Source organism: Paenibacillus polymyxa (assembly GCF_001719045.1).
In the GTDB taxonomy this organism is placed as follows: domain Bacteria; phylum Bacillota; class Bacilli; order Paenibacillales; family Paenibacillaceae; genus Paenibacillus; species Paenibacillus polymyxa_B.
Genome location: NZ_CP015423.1, coordinates 134369 through 153348 on the forward strand (window position 1 = coordinate 134369; position 18980 = coordinate 153348).

Annotated in this window: 17 protein-coding genes; 3 read left to right on the forward strand and 14 right to left on the reverse strand. The window is 44.7% G+C overall.

The window, feature by feature from the left end:
* Window position 1 precedes the first annotated feature (1 nt).
* From AOU00_RS00590 to AOU00_RS00620, 7 genes are all read right to left on the reverse strand, one after another.
* On the reverse strand, window positions 2–1009 hold the full coding sequence (locus AOU00_RS00590) for an ABC transporter substrate-binding protein (protein WP_069289655.1): 1008 nt from the start codon (window positions 1007–1009) through the stop codon (window positions 2–4).
* A 222-nt stretch (window positions 1010–1231) separates the two neighbouring features.
* Entirely contained in the window at window positions 1232–2152 is a 921-nt protein-coding gene (rbsB, locus tag AOU00_RS00595) for a ribose ABC transporter substrate-binding protein RbsB (RefSeq protein WP_025720638.1), read from the reverse strand.
* A gap of 34 nt (window positions 2153–2186) precedes the next feature.
* On the reverse strand, window positions 2187–3155 hold the full coding sequence (locus tag AOU00_RS00600) for an ABC transporter permease subunit (protein ID WP_013310465.1): 969 nt from the start codon (window positions 3153–3155) through the stop codon (window positions 2187–2189).
* Between the two features lies 1 nt (window position 3156).
* Window positions 3157–4638, reverse strand: a complete 1482-nt coding sequence (locus AOU00_RS00605; RefSeq protein WP_029517485.1) for a sugar ABC transporter ATP-binding protein — start codon at window positions 4636–4638, stop codon at window positions 3157–3159.
* A 30-nt stretch (window positions 4639–4668) separates the two neighbouring features.
* Window positions 4669–5103, reverse strand: a complete 435-nt coding sequence (rbsD, locus tag AOU00_RS00610) for a D-ribose pyranase (protein ID WP_069289656.1) — start codon at window positions 5101–5103, stop codon at window positions 4669–4671.
* 1 nt (window position 5104) lies between these two features.
* On the reverse strand, window positions 5105–5983 hold the full coding sequence (gene rbsK / locus AOU00_RS00615; RefSeq protein WP_061828264.1) for a ribokinase: 879 nt from the start codon (window positions 5981–5983) through the stop codon (window positions 5105–5107).
* On the reverse strand, window positions 5976–7004 hold the full coding sequence (locus AOU00_RS00620) for a LacI family DNA-binding transcriptional regulator (RefSeq protein WP_069289657.1): 1029 nt from the start codon (window positions 7002–7004) through the stop codon (window positions 5976–5978). Before AOU00_RS00620 ends, rbsK begins: the two co-directional genes overlap by 8 nt.
* 212 nt (window positions 7005–7216) lie before the next feature.
* Here AOU00_RS00620 and AOU00_RS00625 point away from each other — a divergent pair, with 212 nt between their 5' ends.
* Window positions 7217–7942, forward strand: a complete 726-nt coding sequence (locus AOU00_RS00625; protein WP_039273213.1) for a DsbA family oxidoreductase — start codon at window positions 7217–7219, stop codon at window positions 7940–7942.
* A 78-nt stretch (window positions 7943–8020) separates the two neighbouring features.
* On the opposite strand, the gene AOU00_RS00630 is transcribed toward AOU00_RS00625, so the two are convergent.
* Together AOU00_RS00630 and AOU00_RS00635 are read right to left on the reverse strand one after the other, a co-directional pair.
* Window positions 8021–8809, reverse strand: coding sequence for an SDR family oxidoreductase (locus AOU00_RS00630; protein ID WP_069289658.1), 789 nt, complete (start codon window positions 8807–8809; stop codon window positions 8021–8023).
* 207 nt (window positions 8810–9016) lie between these two features.
* Window positions 9017–10021 (reverse strand): copper amine oxidase N-terminal domain-containing protein, encoded by a 1005-nt coding sequence (locus AOU00_RS00635; protein WP_069289659.1) that lies wholly within the window; start codon window positions 10019–10021, stop codon window positions 9017–9019.
* A gap of 253 nt (window positions 10022–10274) precedes the next feature.
* Between AOU00_RS00635 and AOU00_RS00640 the strand changes: the two genes are divergently transcribed.
* On the forward strand, window positions 10275–11192 hold the full coding sequence (locus AOU00_RS00640; RefSeq protein ID WP_069289660.1) for an AEC family transporter: 918 nt from the start codon (window positions 10275–10277) through the stop codon (window positions 11190–11192).
* A 340-nt stretch (window positions 11193–11532) separates the two neighbouring features.
* Here AOU00_RS00640 and AOU00_RS00645 read toward each other — a convergent pair whose 3' ends face one another.
* The 5 genes from AOU00_RS00645 to AOU00_RS00660 all read right to left on the reverse strand — a co-directional run bounded on the left by AOU00_RS00645 (window position 11533) and on the right by AOU00_RS00660 (window position 17760).
* A complete protein-coding gene (locus AOU00_RS00645; protein ID WP_069289661.1) occupies window positions 11533–14604 on the reverse strand; it encodes a X2-like carbohydrate binding domain-containing protein in 3072 nt (1023 codons plus the stop codon).
* 481 nt (window positions 14605–15085) lie between these two features.
* On the reverse strand, window positions 15086–16258 hold the full coding sequence (locus AOU00_RS00650; RefSeq protein ID WP_061828259.1) for a M20 metallopeptidase family protein: 1173 nt from the start codon (window positions 16256–16258) through the stop codon (window positions 15086–15088).
* Window positions 16259–16372: 114 nt separating this feature from the next.
* Window positions 16373–16654 carry an oligopeptide/dipeptide ABC transporter ATP-binding protein gene (locus AOU00_RS25535; RefSeq protein ID WP_231109357.1) on the reverse strand — a complete coding sequence of 94 codons (282 nt, stop codon included), beginning with the start codon at window positions 16652–16654 and terminating at the stop codon, window positions 16373–16375.
* 95 nt (window positions 16655–16749) lie between these two features.
* The gene (locus AOU00_RS00655) at window positions 16750–17064 is read right to left on the reverse strand and encodes an ATP-binding cassette domain-containing protein (RefSeq protein WP_061828258.1); all 315 of its coding nucleotides are present in this window, start codon (window positions 17062–17064) and stop codon (window positions 16750–16752) included.
* 186 nt (window positions 17065–17250) lie between these two features.
* Window positions 17251–17760, reverse strand: coding sequence for a GNAT family N-acetyltransferase (locus AOU00_RS00660; protein ID WP_023988942.1), 510 nt, complete (start codon window positions 17758–17760; stop codon window positions 17251–17253).
* A gap of 116 nt (window positions 17761–17876) precedes the next feature.
* Between AOU00_RS00660 and xerS the strand changes: the two genes are divergently transcribed.
* The gene (gene xerS / locus AOU00_RS00665) at window positions 17877–18977 is read left to right on the forward strand and encodes a tyrosine recombinase XerS (RefSeq protein WP_069289662.1); all 1101 of its coding nucleotides are present in this window, start codon (window positions 17877–17879) and stop codon (window positions 18975–18977) included.
* Window positions 18978–18980 lie beyond the last annotated feature (3 nt).

Here is an 18980-nt window from a genome sequence, read left to right on the forward strand (position 1 = left end):
ATCACTTCGGATCAACGGAAAACATTTTAACAGCCTCATCGAGTGATTGGTCAACGGCTAGCGGTGAGTAGGTAAACCACGGATCGGCTTTGATGAAATACACTTTGTGGTTTTTGACAGCCGGGAGATTTCTCCACAATGCACTTTGCTCAATTTGCTTAAGCATTCCGTCCTTGCTCGCTTCATCATAAACCAGCATAATAATTCGGTCTCCGGATAGTTCAGGTAACTTTTCCATTGAAATAACATCATAGACATAATTAAATCTCGGGTCCTTCGCCAGCTTCTGACGTATGTACTCAGGAGGATTCAATTCTAGTGAACGGTAAATAACATGTCCTACATTCCGCGCTCCGTATACCCTTAACACATTCTTATCGTAGGCCATATAAATCGTAACCGTTTCATCTTTTTTGAATTTTCCAACCAGCTTCTTTCGGCCTTCCTCAGCCTTTTTGTTGAAACTAGCGATCCACTGCTCGGCTTCCTTGTCCTTACCCAGCACGGCTGCGACATTCCGCAGTTGCTCAAATACATCGCCTTCTCCAAACGAAACGACTACGGTTGGAGCAATTTTCTCTAGCTGCTCCTTCACTTCGGGCGTGGTATATTCTGTTGTGATGATCAGGTCCGGTTGTAACTCCAGCACCTTTTCTACATTTGTCGGGTTCCCAATATCCGCAACTCCGTCAATCTTGCCTTTTAAATAGTCGCCTTCCAACAAATGGGAAGCAGCGCCTGCAGGCTTAACTCCCAAGGCCAGCATAGCATCCAAATATTGTGTCGTGACAACTCGCTGTGGATTTGCAGGGATACTGATCTTATTGCCAGTGGCATCAGTATATTCGCGCATGACAACCGTCTTGGATTGCCCGGAAGGATCATTAGTGCTGGTCTTGTCGTTTGTCTGGTTGTTGCTAGCTGCGTTTCCACATGCACTCAATACAACCATCAAAAGAACCACAAGACAAAGCGTGGATTCCCATTTTAATCTGTACCTTTGTTGCACAATATACGTCCTCCTTAGATATATACAATTCATAATATGATAGTGATTCTCATTATCATACAATTGTTATTCTATCTTTTACTGTCTCTTCTTACAATACAAAAATAAAAAACTTCCATTTATGTGTATGTATCGTCATCGTAGAATAGCCAAAAAAAAAAGGACTGATGCGCATTACAGCATCAGTCCGAATAGCTTAATATGTTGGGCCAAGCGCCCTTTTTATTTCGATTGATCCACTAACTCCAGCTTAGCGGGAATTGATGTTTTCACGGTTTTACCTTGAAGTACATCCTTGGCTGCCTGCACCGCCAATTGACCAATAAGCTCGGGTTGCTGAGCTACGGTGGCTGTCAGTTTCCCTTCCTTAATTGATTTAAGCGCATCCTCGTTACCGTCAAAACCGATGACTGGAATGTTCTTACCTGAGCTTTGGATTGCTTCGATCGCACCCAACGCCATTTCATCATTGTGGGCAAATACTGCCTGAACGTCCGGGTTGCCTTGCAGCAGATTTTCCATCACGTTCAAACCTTTGGTCCGATCAAAATCGGCCGATTGTTTGGCTATGACTTTCAGATCCTTATCTGCTACTTCATGAAATCCTTTTCCGCGTTCACGGGTAGCGGATGCTCCTGGAACACCTTCCAGCTCAATCACCTTGGCACCTTTTCCAACTTGATCAATCACATATCTGGCAGCCATTCGTCCTCCCTCTACGTTGTCTGAAGCGACGAGTGCTTTTACATCGCCTTTGTCAGCAGAACGATCCAGTGTAATAACCGGGATGTTCAATGCATTCGCTGATTGTACCACAGTGGAGATGGCCGACGAATCTGTCGGATTAATGAGCAACGCGTTCACTCCCTGTTGAATCAGATCATCTACGTCATTACTTTGTTTCGCCGAATCATTTTGTGCATCCACAACAATGACCTGCATTCCTTGTTTTTTGGCCTCTGCCACAACTCCGTCTTTGAGAGATACGAAGAATGGATTATTCAGTGTTGAGATCGACAAGCCGATTTTGATGTCCTTCAGGTTCGCGGCCGCTTTAGGCTTCGCCCATTCGGGCGGTTCCAAGGAACACCCTGTCATGAGCAGGAGCAGCAATGCAGTCATTATTAATGTAAGCTTTTTCATATTTTTGTGTCTCCTTCTACGCAGATTAGGTGTATTATGCGGATTTTTTACGGTCAATCAATACTGCAATAGCGATGACTATCCCTTTTACTACCATTTGATAAAATGAGTTAACCCCCAGCAAGTTCAAGCCATTGTTTAGTGTACCGATGATAAGCACACCAATTAACGTACCTACGATTCGTCCGCGTCCTCCTGAGAGACTTGTTCCACCTAATACGACAGCCGCAATGGCGTCCAATTCATAAGAAGTACCTGCTGTCGGTTGCGCCGAGTTCAAACGTGAAGTCAAGATAGCTCCCGCCAATGCGGAGAGCATTCCAGCCAGAGAGTAAATCCAAATTTTTACACGCGGTACTTTAATACCAGATACAATCGAAGCCTTCTCGTTACCACCAATGGCATACGTTTTACGTCCGAATGGTGTTTTATGCAAAATGATCCATAGGACAGCAAAGGTAATAAGCATCGTAATCGCTGGAACCGGAATACCGAACTGATAGCCACGACCGAACAATTGAAATACCAGACTGTCCCCGAGTCCTGTAATAGGGTTACCATTGGTATAAACGAGTGTCAATCCTCTGAAAATGGTCATGGTTGCTAGTGTAGCGATGAACGGAGCCATTTTACCCTTCGTAATCATCAAGCCGTTGACCATCCCCATCACGCCACCCAATGCACAGCCGATGATAATCGCCAAAATAGGATCGAACCCGGCCAGCATCATATTTGCGACAAACGCACTGGATAGTGCTAATATGGAGCCGACTGACAAATCTATTCCGCCTGTGAGAATAACGAAGGTCATACCGAACGCAATCAACGCATTAATGGATACCTGGCGCAATAAATTCAAAATATTAAGCGGTTCCAAAAAGCTGGGATTTAAGACCGATACGATAATCACCAAAATAATGAGTCCCAACAACGGGCCAAGCTTCTGTGTGATTTGTGACATTTGAAAGCCTTTGCTGCTTTTTGATTCATTCATAGTTGTCATATTACTGTCCTCCTGTAGCTAGCGTCATAATATTTTCTTGTGTGGCTTCTTCCCTGCTCAGCTCTCCGCTGATCTTTCCCTCGTGCACCACGACAATACGATCGCTCATGCCGAGTACCTCAGGGAGTTCCGAGGATACCATGATAATCGCGACTCCACGTTCGGTCAGCTCGTTCATCAACTGGTAGATTTCCCGCTTGGCTCCTACATCCACACCTCTCGTCGGTTCGTCAAGAATGAGTACATTTGGACCAATACCTACCCATTTGGCAATAACCACCTTTTGCTGATTACCACCTGACAAACTGCGAACCGTTGTTTCACCCGATTGGGTTTTAATTTGTAAGCGCTTAATTAAAGTGTTAACAAAATCCAACTCTTTTTTACCTGAAATAAATCCTTTTGAGGTAAAGCTGAAGAGATTTGGCAGCACCATATTTTCCCGAATGGAAAAATCCAGAACCAAGCCCTCATCTTTTCGGTCTTCTGTAATAAAGCCAATCCCTAGTTTCACCGCGTCATCCGGCTTGCGAATAGTCACCTTTTTTCCACGTACATGGATCTCACCACGATCCAAAGCATCCAGTCCAAATAACGCCCTCATGATCTCGGTTCGTCCCGAGCCCATCAAGCCTGAAAAACCTACAATTTCACCAGACCGCACAGTAAAATTCACATTTTCAAACAAGCCTTTATGCGTGGCATTTTTGACCTCCAGCACCACTTCTCCCAAAGCGGGCGTTCTTACCGGATAGCGTTCAGTCAGCTCTCTACCTACCATTTTCCGTACAACTTCATCAAAATTCGTATCGGGAATCGCCTGAGTATCCACCGTTTTTCCGTCACGCATGATGGTAATCCGATCACAGATCGCGAATATCTCCTCCATCCGATGTGAAATATACACGATCGAAACACCATCTTTTTTCAAAGAAGTAATAACCTCGAACAGCTTCTGAATTTCACGTTCGGTTAAGGCGGCTGTCGGCTCATCCATCACGATAACTTTAGCATCCGTCATGAGTGCTTTGGCTATTTCAATCATCTGCTGTTGACCCACTGAACACTCGCCTGCTTCACCGTTCAATGGAAGGTTTACCGAAAGCTTGCTGAATTGCTCATTTGCTAACGCTTTCATTTTAGAGCTGTCTAGTAAGCCCCACTTGGATGTCATTTCCTTGCCGATAAACAGATTTTCCAGCACGGTCATCTCCGGCCACACATTCAGTTCCTGGTGAATAAAAGCAATTCCTTTTTGCTCCGCTTCTTTGGGGTCGGCAAAATAGGTTTCCTGGCCGTCAATGATGATCGTTCCCTCATCTCGCCGATGCAGTCCGATTAAAATATTCATCAGCGTTGATTTTCCTGCACCATTTTCACCCATGAGGGCATGTACTTCTCCTTCACGAAGATCAAAGTCAACACCACTCAGTACCTGATTGGTTCCAAAGGCTTTGTGAATTCCTTTCATTTGAATCTGCATGCTGTACCCTCCTTTTTATTCAACATTGATTTATCCAAAATGAACTCCTGCCTGCAAAATACAATTGGCAAATGGCTTAGCCTCTCCTGTACGAATGACCGCCTTCGCATAACGGGTCAGCTCCTTGAATTGTTCATGAGAGCAAAACTCAATGACGGCAGTCTGCTTATTAATCTGTGGATGTTCTAATTGCTCCCCTGCAAAGTTGCGCATAATATACTGCAATGCTTGTTCATTTTCTTGTTTGATTTCTTCGGCCAGCGTTACTTTTTCGATCACCATATCTGCTGCAATGACATCAACAACGTCCTGAAAGGATGGAACACCCAGTTTAAGGGCCAAATCAATTTTGGTAACGCCTTCAGGAACAGGTAAGCCGGCATCAGCCACGACAATATAGTCTGTGTGGCCGAGATCCGCCAGTATTTTGGATATATGACTGTTGAGGATTCCATGTTTCTTCATATTATATTTGCTCCTCCACTTCACGACGGGTTGGCATTCCACCTTGGGCTCCAAATTTGGTTACGGACAATGACGCAGCACGATTAGCAAATTTCACACTGTCGGCCAGCGATTTTCCTTCGGCCAGTGCCACTGCAAAAGCAGCGTTAAACGTATCTCCTGCACCTGTTGTATCAACGGCCTCTACTTTATAAGTAGGAACCACGACTTCCTGTTCTCCGTCGAAGAATCGTACACCGTTGCTGCCCTCAGTCACAAACAGCTTGTTGGGATATTTACGCAACGCTTCTTGCAGGCTCATATCCTTAAACATAATGGCAGCTTCATGCTCGTTTGGCGTAATGTAGGTCGCATTCGCAATTACGCTTTCTTCCACTTCACGAGCCGGGGCTGGATTCAGCAACAAGGGTATCTGGTATTTCGCACAAATCTCGCTTACGTAAACAACCGTTTCTGTTGGTATTTCCTGTTGAATTAGCACAATATCCGAACTTCGGATGACGTCAAGCGCTTCTTCCACATAGGCGGGTGTCACTTCATTATTTGCTGCTTTTACCACGACAATACTGTTATCACCTTCAGCTAGTACAATATGCGCTGTACCGCTTTCCATATGTGTAACCGGTTTCACATAGCCAGTATGAACATGATTTTCTTCAAAATTTCGTAAAATCTGTTCTCCAAAATGGTCATCCCCTACACGTCCAATCATCGTAACGTCTGCTCCGAGTCGTGCTGCGGCTACTGCCTGATTGGCTCCTTTACCTCCAGGTACGGTTGTAAAGCTTTCACCCAATACCGTTTCACCAGCACCGGGACGTTTGGACGAAGTAACTACAAGATCCATAGAACTGCTTCCGATAATCGAAATTTTAGCCATCATAATCCACCTTTCTCGTCGTTTCCCGTTCTATAAATTTGACGGGCAATTGTATGCTTGAATAGGTAAGTACTTTCGAATGAAGATTAGGTACGCTTGACTTCGTTACTTGTGACTGCTCAATCAACTGAATGAGTAGTCCTGCTGCTTCCCAGCCCATTTCATAAGCAGGTTGTCGGATCGTTGACAAAGGCGGGAATAACAAACTGCTTAATGGTATATCATCAAACCCGATAATTTGAACATCATCTGGGATTTTCTTTCCTAATCTATGTGCCTCATGCATCACCGCTGTAGCCACGATATCGTTACTTGCGATAACTCCGTCCGTATCCGGGTACTTGCTAAACAGCTCTTTGGCCCACGACTCGGCCTCCTTGAACGAAAAGGAAGTTGTCTCGACCACATGGTAAGCAATTCCGGATTGCTGAAGCTCTTCAACCGCCCCGCGAAAACGGTCTTGTGCTGGACGAATATGTGCAGGGCCCTGCATGACTGTAATTTGTTTGCTGCCGCGGGCAACCATTTCTTGAGCAGCCAAGCAACCGCCATGGGCTCCATCCGCATATACGGAGAGACTGTCACTGGAAGTTCGATCGAGAAAAACGACCGGGATCTTCAGTTTGGCGTAACAGTCGGCATCGGGATCATTGGTAGAAGAAATAACACCAACGACATTATTTTGAGCAAAAGTATCCATGTAATCCAATTCTTTTTGGCGATCTTCATCACTATTACCGAAAATAATCCGAAAATCATTTTCCTGCATTCGATCCTCCACCCCACGAGCTAACAAGGGAAAGTAAGGGTTCGTAATATCCGGCAGCAGCAGGCCGATTAATCTGGATTTCTTTTTATACAGAGAACGTGCAACTTCATTGGGCTTGTAATTTAACTTCTTCACAGCAGCCTCAACCTTTCGCCGTGTATCCTCATGTACATATCCAGTTTCATTAATAACTCTGGATACGGTCGCTACGGAAACACCTGCAAAGCTGGCGACTTCTTTAATTGTTGTCATAGTGTAGGTTCAACTCCAATGTGTAACCGGTTACACATATAAAATATCATAGCATTAATTTTTTGACAAGCATTAATTATTTGCACGTTGAATGCTTTAGCTTTATAATTCTTATTGTAACTAATGAAGTTCCACCTTTATGCACATTCTAAAGTGGGGAGCACCTCTCCCGGTTACTCAATAAAATACGTATACATGGAGGCTTTTTCCTGATGAATATTGAAGTATGGTCTGATTATATGTGCCCATTCTGTTATATTGGCAAACGCCGTTTGGAGCAAGTATTACAGCAATTTCCACATCGCAATGAGGTGCAATTGACATTCAAGAGTTTCGAATTGAACCCGGATGCTGTGAGAGATAGCGGTAAAACGATCAATGAAGAACTATCCGCTAAATATGGGGTCAGTCTGCAAGAGGCTCAGGCTATGAATGATCGAATGAACGAAAACGCACGCTCTGCGGGTCTTGATTATAATATTCATGCCATGGTGCCGACGAACTCTCTTGATGCTCACCGCTTAACACTTTGGGCTCAAACACAAGGCAAAATGCTGGAGCTGAGCGAGCGTTTATTCCAGGCTGTATTCATCGAAGGCAAGCATACAGGGGATCATGAAGTGCTGGTAGCGCTGGCTACTGAGGTTGGTTTGGATCAAAAGGAAGCGGCTGCTATATTAGCCAGTGATCGTTTTACCGACGAAGTTAGAGCTGATGAATCCGAAGGCGCTGAGTTAGGTGTTCAGGGTGTACCATTCTTTGTATTTGATCGAAAATTTGCTGTTTCTGGTGCCCAGCCGGAGGAAGTATTCCATGATGCGCTTCAAAAAGCATGGGATGAACGCTCACCTTTCACCATGATAAGCGGCAGCTCGTCCAAACAAGATGCAGGTGGTATATGTACCGATGAGGGTTGTGAGCTTCCAGGTCGTGAATGAAGATTATCTATTCCCTAGATAAATTTTAAAAAGCGTGCCAGCACCCAATTAAACCTGAGGCTGGCACGCATCTTTATTTTATAACGATTTAATCATTCCGCCATCCACAAGGATGGTGCTCCCTGTCAAATAGGATGAAGCTGAAGACGCCAGAAAAGCAACAACTTTACCGAACTCTTCAGGCTCTCCATACCGCCCCAATGGAATGCCCTCTTTTGCTTGTTTACGAACCTGATCCGTCGTTTGCTGGGTTTTCTCAGCTCGATGCTCGTCCAAGCTACGCACGCGATCGGTTGCAATTCTCCCCGGTGCTACAGTATGTACCAGAATATTATGAGGAGCTAATTCCAGAGACAATGTTTTCGCTAATCCAGCGACTCCCGTACGTAGCGTATTTGAAATGATTAACCCCGGAATTGGCTGTTTAACTGAGGAAGAAGCAATATTTAAAATCCTACCGTTTTGTTGTTTTTTCATATAAGGTAACACCTCACGGATCAACCTGATATGACTAAGTAAATTTTGTTCAAAGGCCTGTATCCACACTTCATCTGTAAAATCATCAAAGGTACCGGCAGGAGGCCCACCCGCATTGTTAACCAAAATATCAACAGTGCCAAACAAATCAGCTGTACGGCGGATGGCCTGGGAGATATGTTCTGGTTTTGTTACATCGCAAACTACATATTCAACGCGGCCACTCGCTGTTTCCAGTAATTCCGCCTGCGTCCGCTGAAGCTCTGCTTCGTTCCGTCCTGAAATGACGACATTCGCACCCTCGCGTGCCAGCTCCCGTGCGCTTGCCTTGCCGAGTCCTTTACTGGAACCTGCAACAAAGGCTATTTTTCCAGTTAATCCTAAATCCATCTATGACACTCCCTTTTCTCAGTGTTCTCTATTTAATTGTACACATGACCAGCACATAATGCGAATAGCTTGGTAGTATCATGAAGGCTATCTATCTTCTCACCATTAAAAAGAATACGAAATCATTAATTGCAAGGGTAAAACAAAAAGGCCTGACATTTAGTCAGGGGCCCTTTTTGCTTCAAAATTTTGTTTGTTTACAACACGTTATGATGTTGATGTAGTAGTTGTTGTTGGCTGCTCGTATACAACAACGGACTGGCTCTCAGGCTCCCATTTAACATTTGTCCCCAAGGCCTCTCCGATTACCCTTACAGGTACCATTGTCGTCCCATCCACTATGGATGCTGGCTGCTCGATAGAATACGGCTGACCGTTAATATATGCTTTCGGACTGTTAACAAATAATTTGACGGACACGCCGTTACGGGTGACAATAACAGCCTTTTCTTTCGGATCCCAGGAAACCTTTGCATCCAAAGCTTCGGAAGCTGTTCTAAACGGAACAAGTGTGGTCCCCTTGCGGTTAATCGGTTTGGCATCGTACTCTTCACCATTCACGAACAGCTTCATACCCGACGGCCGTCCAGCTTTCTTCGAGAATTCACCGAGCTTTTTGTAGCTGTCCAGGTCGGACACATTAGCCAGTACCGCCTCCTCCTGCATGTATACGGCATCTGTCACATTTCCGTTTTCAGCCAGTAGCTCAGCTGCTTCAGTCAGTGCTTTACCAGAATTCCGAATCAATTCAAGTTCAGCAACCTGCTCTGGAGTCAAACGGTCCGGGTATTTCGTAAGCAGCAGATTCGCAATAACAGCTCCTGCCGGCTTATCCTTTGTATTTTCTACCGCGTGAAGCAGACCCTTGTAACCGTTGCGTCCCTTGTGACCATTATGGTCTTTGGACTCCTCGTACGTATCATCCGTTACTGCAACAGGTTCGGTTTTTCTGATTTCTGCGTGTTTTTCTTTTTTACTGTTTTCATCCTTTTTACCGGATGCTTTGTCCTTTTGTTTTTTGGACTGATCATTGTCTGAGTCATGGGGATTGATTAGCTCTTCCCCGCTCTTTTCATTCCCGTCTTTAACAGACGTCTTTGCTTCCTGTTTGTTCTCCTGATCATTTCCGCGTCCCTGCTTGGCTTCAGCGGTTCCCGCTGCCAATCCCAAGACCAGTATACACGCTAGTAAAGCTGTCCAAGTGTTTCTCATGATGCGATTCCTCCTTATAGTAAAGACCGGGCTCAAATGTCCCTAGATGTATTAACGGCTTCTCTAAGCTGATTTTTTATCTTTTCTTTAACTAATGTGTGAGACACCAATATAGCCGCAGTCCAGATTGCCAAAAACCACTATAAAATTTTATTATACGCCTAACCTATTTACACAGTATAATGAGAATTACACATGCATTTTTTAAGTATCAGCCTTTACATTCGCATAATAGAAAGAAGATGAAACAGACATGTTCGGCACCATTCTTTTGGACGTTGTTTTACCTATTTTTGTACTTATCGGTTTTGGTTGTATCATGCAATATTATTTTCGACTGGATTTGTATACCTTAGCTAAAATCAATTTTTACTATATCACCCCCGCAGTTGTGTTTACGGGTCTTTATAATTCGGAAATTTCTTTAATGCTCATGGGTGAGGTTTCACTTTTTTATGCCTTGTACATAGCTATTCTGTACGTAATCAGCACTACCGTCGCCAGATCTCTGAAATACAGTCCCGGAATGCGTGGAGCTTTTACAAATAGTGTAATGCTAGATAATTCAGGAAATTATGGTCTGCCAATCAATCAGTTGGTGTTCAAAGGTGACCCTTTGGCCATTTCCGTTCAAGCTCTGATTATGACCTTTCAAAGCTTTGTCACATTTACATACGGCACTTTTGTTGTGCAAAACGGCAAGGCCAATACTCGAAAAATATTAATTAATTTTTTAAAAATGCCTGTTCCCTATGCGCTTGCGCTAGGTTTGCTCCTAAATCTGCTGCATAGTCCATTGCCTAATTTACTGGCTGAACCTTTGAATTATATTAGTCAGTCGATGGTTGCCGTGGCTCTGCTTACTTTGGGAGCACAAATTGTGCAATATCCCTTTCGTTTGCGCCGGACAGCCGTGTACATCAGTATGGTACTACGCCTGATTGCTGGTCCAATAGTCGGTTTTATGCTCGTCTTGCTGCTGGGTCTTAAGGGGATTCCCGCTCAAGCCTTGCTCATTGCATCGGGTATGCCTACCGGTGTTAATACAAGTATTTTGGCGGAAGAATATAAAAATGAACCCGATTTTGCCGCACAAACAGTATTACTTTCCACGATTGTGAATGTCATTACGATGACCCTGTTAATTTCAGCATCCCGTCATCTTGTTTGAGGTGTATGATCAATATAAAAAATGGATTAGAGACGCTTTTTGTCTAAGGACACGAGCGTTTCCTTTTCAAGATAAAAGAACATATGTTCCCATTTAGTATTTCCTTTTTCTACTTACAGTGGTGTGTTTGTTTTGTGGATATCGTATGCGAGAAAGAGTTTTTTTCTATTATGAATTTTTCATATAGTGAAATAATTATGCTCTTTGAATCTCTATTATCTGCCTGTTTTCAATTTGTCGTTGCTTTTTCCCCAAAAAAGAATGCGGGACAACAAGGTCATCAAAAATAAAGCCAGCTCACTCATTAGAGTGGCTGACTTAGGATTATCCTTATTAAGGTTTAGGGCTCAATTCCCCATTGCTTGCTTCCAGACAGGTAAGCGGTTATTTTAGCAGAATCTTGTAAACTGTTTGCTGTGGGATTAAATGAATAATCATCGGTTTGTGTGTAACTGCTCCAGTCCTCTTTGGATATCCGGGTTTGCAACTCCACACTTTGACCAGGCTCTAAAGAACCCGCAGCCGATTTAAACCCGATTTCTGCATAAGAATCTGCCCCTTGCTTCGCATTGAATAATGTTTTGAAGCTAGCAATCACATTCCCTGTACCGACGCTCGACCAATCCGTGAAGAAATTTTGTGCTTTCTCCCCGTTAATGGTGTAATAATAACGCAATGTCACATCTGCTAGGGAAATTGATGAGGTTCCCGTATTGGTTATTTTAAATTTGGAACTGATTGTATTGCTTGTGGCGGATACATTCCCATTGAAGGCTTGCACCTTCAGGACGCCCTCGCCTGTTCCCGGCTCACTTGGCGTATCCCCTTTCACCGTAATCGTGAACAACGCATCAGTGCCTGTACTAAAATGGAAGTTGAGCGTGGTCTCTCCTTTAGGAAGTTTCGATAAATACTTGTTAGTAAGAACGACCGTTTCTTCACTAACCGTATAATCTTCACCCTTGTTCAGCACCACGCTCCCCTGCTTGATCGCTTCTAGCGTATTACCGTTAAGTGTAAGCTTGACAGTAATATCGGTATTGTTGTTATCTACTCCATAGGTTGCAGTCGTTGGTGTAATACTTACTTGCCCGGTAGATGGCTGATCACCACCCACACGATCTGCCACCAGAATGCCGCGGCCATTCGTTCCCAGATAAGCACGTCCGTAAACCCGAGGGTCCCCAATAATTTTGGTCACTCGAGCATATTGATGCTTGTCATCATTAATGCGCGCCCAGTTTGCGCCAGCATCGTCCGAACGATAAAATCCACGTGTACCATCAATTTTACCAACGATAAATACCGCTGCATTCGTACGGTTCGGCGCTGCCTTACCAAAGCCTACAAAATCCGCTTCCTGCACATTAGAGAGCTTGGTGAACGTAGCGCCAGAATCCTTGGAATGCCATAAGCCATATGGCCCTCCATCCTCGGAGCCTCCGGCGAACCATACATCTCCTTCTGTTCCTCGTACAGCATCAATATCAGCATTGCCTGCTGTCGGTAAGCCAGTTACCGCTGATGGCGTAAAGGATACGCCTCCATTGGCGCTCACATATATTTTCCCGGAGGCAAATGCGTAATATTTATTAGGATTCACTCGATCAGAGACGATCTTTGCATTCGCTGGAATCCCTGTGCTTGCTGTCCATGCGTTGCCGCCAGTTTTGGAGTAGAACACACCTTTGTCCGATGTACTCCAGAGCAAGCCATTCCCATCTGCCGCTACGGCGATGCTGCCTCCTCCTGCTGTACCGGAAGGCTCGCTATTTGCCTTATACCAGTTGGCTCCGCCATCATTGGAAAAACCGATGGATTTGGCATTTGGATCTTTTTTATAATCCGCTTTACCTACCCGGGCCATAAAAGAAGGATTCAGCTCAGCATAATCGATGCTTTCGCTGCTTGTAAAGGTCGGATTATCCAGCATTTTAGCTGGAGCCTCGAATAGATCGTCATGCCTGAAACCAGAGACATCACCTACTGCGCTCACCAAAGGCGCGCCAACTGGAGGGCTCACCAAATCCAAAATCGCTGTTTCCTCTACCCCTTTAGCGGCTACCGAAATATCCAGCTTTCCACCTTTATCCCAATTGGTCAGATTTTTAGAGCCATAAATCGTAGCTCCCGTGCCGTACAGCATATGGTCTGAATTAAACGGATCTATCTCCAGATCTCCGATCATCCACCCTAGCTTGGGCGATACTTCCGGTGGAGCAGGATTGGCATTGAAAGTCAGCCAAGGCGCACCGCTTATATCCAGATTGTATTTCAGCTTGCGAGACGGATAACCATCGAATTCCCAAATAGGACTCCAGGTTGCCCCACTATCCGTGCTGCGGTAAATCGTTTCATCCGGCCACCAGGCATTCAAGGTAGCAACCATAAGTGTACCTGGCTTCTGGGCATCCACCGTCAGTCCACCATATCCAAAATGATTGTCCGCGCTGCTGCTACCAATAGGGCTAATGTTAGTCCACTGCCCGCTTGCTGTATTCAATTTCCACAGTTCACCCTTTGTTCCGTCATATGGACCAGCTCCATCGCTATAAGAAATATACAAGTTGCCGTCCGCTGATAAAACGCCGTGATGTGGCAAATAGCCCGTAGGCTGCCCCGCTATAGCAGACCAGGTTGTCCCGCCATCTGTACTGCGATAGACACTTTGCTTTTTATCTGCAACACCTACATAGATCGTCTGCGTTGCTTTACTGGAAGAGCCTGTTTTTTTGTCAAAGGTAATCCAGGCCAAACCGACAATGTCGCTGGTATATTCATTGGAAGGGTCCTGTACATACGTCCCTGGATTCGGGAAACTGCTCACCTTGCTCCAAGTTGCTCCGAAGTCAGAGCTTTTCCATAGTCCATTACCACTTCGAGCTCCAAAGAACAAAATATTATTCTTATTTGGATCAATCGTCAGACGTTCACCCATTGAACGCCCCGGCATATTGCCCCCCACCTTAAAAGGAAGCTTGGTTGTCTGCCACGTATTGCCCCTGTCGGTGGAACGCATAATCTGCCCGTTTTCTTTATCCCATGAATTAGTATACGTACCTGTAGCTATATATACACGATTCGGATCAATAGGATCGGTCGCCAGTGCATCGACACCATTTTTGTTCCAATCCTCCCAGCCCACAGAATCCGTCAGCGGAATCCAGCTCTCATTGGCAGCATTCCAGCGGTAAGCTCCTCCAATATCTGTACGGGCATAGATTAGGTCTTTTTCCGTTTCATTAAAAATAATGCCAGGTACAAAACCACCACCTCCACCCGTAACGACACTTTTCCAACTGTAATCGTCACTTGGAGCAGCATGAGCCGGTGCTATCATTCCTGTCCAGGAAGCACCCGCTACCACAAGCGCCAAACAAGCAATTCTCAACCTGTTTTTTGCCTTAGTCAATGAATTCAACCTCCTTCTTCATTATCATTTGAATATGCGAGTCATTTTGAGATCAAAGTAATCAGCCGATTCTGAATACGTTCCTATCGTTATCGTTGCTTCTCACAAATCTGACAAATGTTTTCTCAGGCTCACCCCCATTCAACCAATATATACGGTGTAATACTCGTTTTGTTAGCGCTTACATAGATGTCTTGCTCAATAGATTCGTCATCTTTTTTTCATTTCCTTGTGTGAAAAATCAAGATAATGCAATATTATCTCCTGCTCCTCAGCTTATAATATGAGGTTTGGACTTCCTTCAGAGTTAACACCTTTTATTTAATTCTATTATGAATTTTTCATATAATGAATTAATTACTTCATTTTCATTCTTTATGGATGTCAAAATACTTTGATTTACAACAAAAAACCGCGCATAGCGCGGTTCCAGCTTACATTGCTTCCGTTAATACTGTCGTCAGTCATAAACATATGCATATTATTGCAAGTATTCAAGCGCCAAAGCTAAAAATATATGTCCTGAGACGAGCAATGCTCGCTCATCAAAATCAAAGTGAGGATGGTGATGAGCAAAATGCGTTCGTTCGTCCTCATTGCGTGCACCCACATGAATGAATGCTCCCGGTCGCTGCTCCAAATAATAAGCAAAATCCTCTGCTCCCATGACCGGCTTCAAATTCAAAAAAGCGTCTGCTCCATACAGTCTGCCAATGAGCTCGCGTACACGTTCCGTTTCGGCTTCGGCATTCACCAAAGAAGGATAGCCATTCAAATAGTCAATTTCGTATCCGGCATGATAAGCCTCAGTCAACCCCTTGACGATACTGCGAATTTCATTCTCGACTTCCTTACGCACTTCCTTATTGAACGTACGTACAGTCCCTTCAATTTTGGCCTTATCTGCAATCACATTAAAGGCAGTTCCAGCTTGAAATACCCCAATCGTTAACACTGCTGATTCAATAGGGTCCACCCTGCGACTAACCACCTGCTGCAACCCGTTCACAATTTGACTGCCGATAACAATAGAGTCCACCGTCTGATGCGGTCGTGCGCCATGCCCGCCTTTACCGTTGATCTGGATCGTAAACGCGTCGACAGCCGCCATCGCAGGCCCACTCTTTAATCCAATTTTACCAAGCGGAATTTCAGAGGCGAGGTGAATACCGTATACCGCCTCTACCCCATCCAGACAGCCATCCTCAATCATAAACTTGGCTCCACCAGGCGGTTTTTCTTCTGCATGTTGAAAAATAAACACAAGCTTTCCCTTCAAGGCCTCACGGTTATGGCTCAATACGCGTGCCACTCCAAGTAACGCAGCCGTGTGACCATCATGTCCGCAGGCATGCATAACACCCGAAACGGTCGATTTATAAGGCACATCCTTTTCATCCTGAATGGGAAGCGCATCAAAATCAGCACGAAATGCAATCGTTCTACCTGGCTGACCGCCTTCTAAAAACCCGAGCACACCGTTTCCACCCACATTCGTTCTTACCTCAATGCCAAAAGAGCGCAATTGATCGGCGATAAATGCAGACGTATTCGTTTCTTCAAAAGAAAGCTCGGGATGCTGATGTAGATGTCTTCTCCACGCAATCAGCTCTTGTTCACCATCTTTTAATTCCTGAACCCATTTTTCTAGCATAATACCCTCTTTTCCTATTGAATTTATATGCTTCTATCCTTATCTTACCATGAACGGCCTGTAGAATGTAGTTCTTTTATCATGCTGATAGTAGATCAAAGGGGTGTCTTGAACCTAGGATGGGTAATGACAAGCGGCATAATGTCCTGTGCTAACCGCTGTCAGTCCTGGAACTTCTTCCTCACGGCAACGCGAGGTCGCTAGTGGACAGCGGGTATGAAAACGACAGCCGGATGGAGGCTTCGCAGGCGAAGGAATCTCACCTTGTATCGTAATTAGCTCCCGGCGGTTTTTCGGATTTGGATTAGGTATCGAGGCAACAAGCCCTCGGGTATACGGATAGGCAGGATGCCTGAAACAACTCGTCACTTGGAGCAATTCTACAAGTTCCCCCAAGTACATAACCCCTATACAGAGCAATGGCACGGGCTATCCCGATTCGTTGGCGCGTCCTCCCGAAAACTCATGCGGAAACCGCGAACCATAGCAGATCAGGACCACATCACCGGATCAAACGCCGACATCGGCTCCTGAAATACCATCGCCATCTTTTTGCCGCGAAGTGAGCTTAATTCCTGCTGCGACAAAACGGTCAAATCTATGTACTGCAACCGTATTTCTCCTTGGGCAATTCGTCCGTTTTCATAATCGGTTAGCCGCATAATCGACTTGGGGGTAATCGTTTTTCCGCTGCCGGATTCACCGTTGGGGCAGACCATTTCTCCCGTCCTGATCGTTAGTGATACGTTGTCGAGTGCTTGCAGTAAACCTTTTTTAGTGTGAAATTCGACCGTATAAATGTTCAATCTACAGCAATGATGACAAACGGACTCCCTCCTTCTATAGCATTTAAGAATAGGCTTTTTGATGCTAATTTGCATTTCTTTTCAGGTCCAACTGGTCTCTTAGAAGACTTGAATTGACAACAAAAAAGAGCCGACAGGATACTCTCCCCGACTCTTTTTCATTACTGACTTTCTATTTCGAATTTTTCAGGTATTGAAAAACTGACTTATATTCCCTCTTACCGGATGTGTCTGTTCCCTGTACTCGCCTTTCGTATAACTTCCAATCACCTTTCGCCAAAAGGATTGTGCCGGCCTATTGGTGCTCATTTGGGTCACCTTCCAACGTCCGTTAAAACGTCCAAACAGCTCATGAGCCGCCCAAGTCCCAACCCCATTATGCCGATAAGGACGAAGTACAAAGAACTCAGCCATGTAGTAGTCAGCTTCTCGATTGCTGGACATTCGATCAACGAGTGCAAAGCCCACAGGAATATCCTGTCTCCAAATCAGAAAAGGTAGCTTCTGTTCACCGCTCGTCCAATATTGATACAAGTCTGGATAAGCCGGGAATGTCCCCTTCTCAGTGACATCAATTCGAAGATAGGCTGTAAAATCGTATAAATAAAATTGCATGAGCTGTACAATAATGTCCTTTTGCGACTCCGGTACACTCTTAATAGACAGCTTCAGTTCCGATTTGATATTATACCCCATACATTCACCTCTCTTGGCGGTTCAATCTGTTCTTTAACTTCGAATTACATCCCATCCAGTGCTGTTCAAAATATGCTAAAATACATATATATTATGACCGGACGAGGTGGAACCCAATGAATATACAAAAGATCATCGACCGGCGCAAACTAGATGAAAAAATGCCGGGATTACCATGGTACGTGCAACAATTTATGGATTACAAGCTGCCCGACCTGTCCCCTTCCACGTTACTAGAATATGTGCGGGATTACGAAGCTTTCTTTTCATGGCTTCGCTCGGAAGGCTTGTCTACTGGAGAAACAAATGCCCAAGTTACACTGGAAGAATTGGAGACACTTCATATGGACAGTATTACAGGCTTTCGATTATTCCTGTCTACGAAGCGCGAAGGCTCCAACTCCCGTATTACCATTTCACGTAAGCTGTCGTCCCTGCGTTCGCTTTTTCATTATTTGAGTCAGATCGCTGAGGATGAAAATTTTTATCCATTGCTCAAACGCAACATTATGGCCAAGGTCGAAATCAAGCGCATACATAAACCCAAGGATACGGCGGCCAAGCTTAAAGGTAAAATACTGGAAGAGGAAGAACTGCTTGAATTCATCGGTTATATTTATGAAGGCTATGGTCAGGATTTGGCCGATAACAAGCAGGCGTTATACTCCTATGAACTAAATAAGGAACGGGATGCCTGCATCGCCAGCCTCATTTTGAACTCAGGCCTGCGCGTATCTGAAATCGTCAATCTGAATCTAGATGATTTAGACATAAACAATAAATTATTATATGTGTACCGCAAAGGCAATAACGACGAAACCTTTAAAACGCCGGTGTATTTCCGCGAGCAATCCAAAGATGATCTCATACTTTATTTGTCCCTGAGACATACCCGTTACCGCGCCCCAAAAAAAGAAAAAGCTCTCTTTGTCGCACGTCCTAACGGCAGTACAGAAGGCAAACGGATGACCAAAAGAGCGATTCAGGCAATGATCATCAAGTACGCCAAGCGTTTCGGCAAGCCTTACCTTACCGTGCATAAGCTTCGTCATTCCTTTGCTACTGATTATTATTTACAAAATGATATTTACAAAACAAAGGAACAACTGGGGCACGCTTCGACAGAAACAACAGAAGTGTATGCCCACCTGACTGACAAAACCATGTCCCAGGCGATCGAACGGCGGGTAGAGACTCTAACCGACTCAGCCGATTGATGT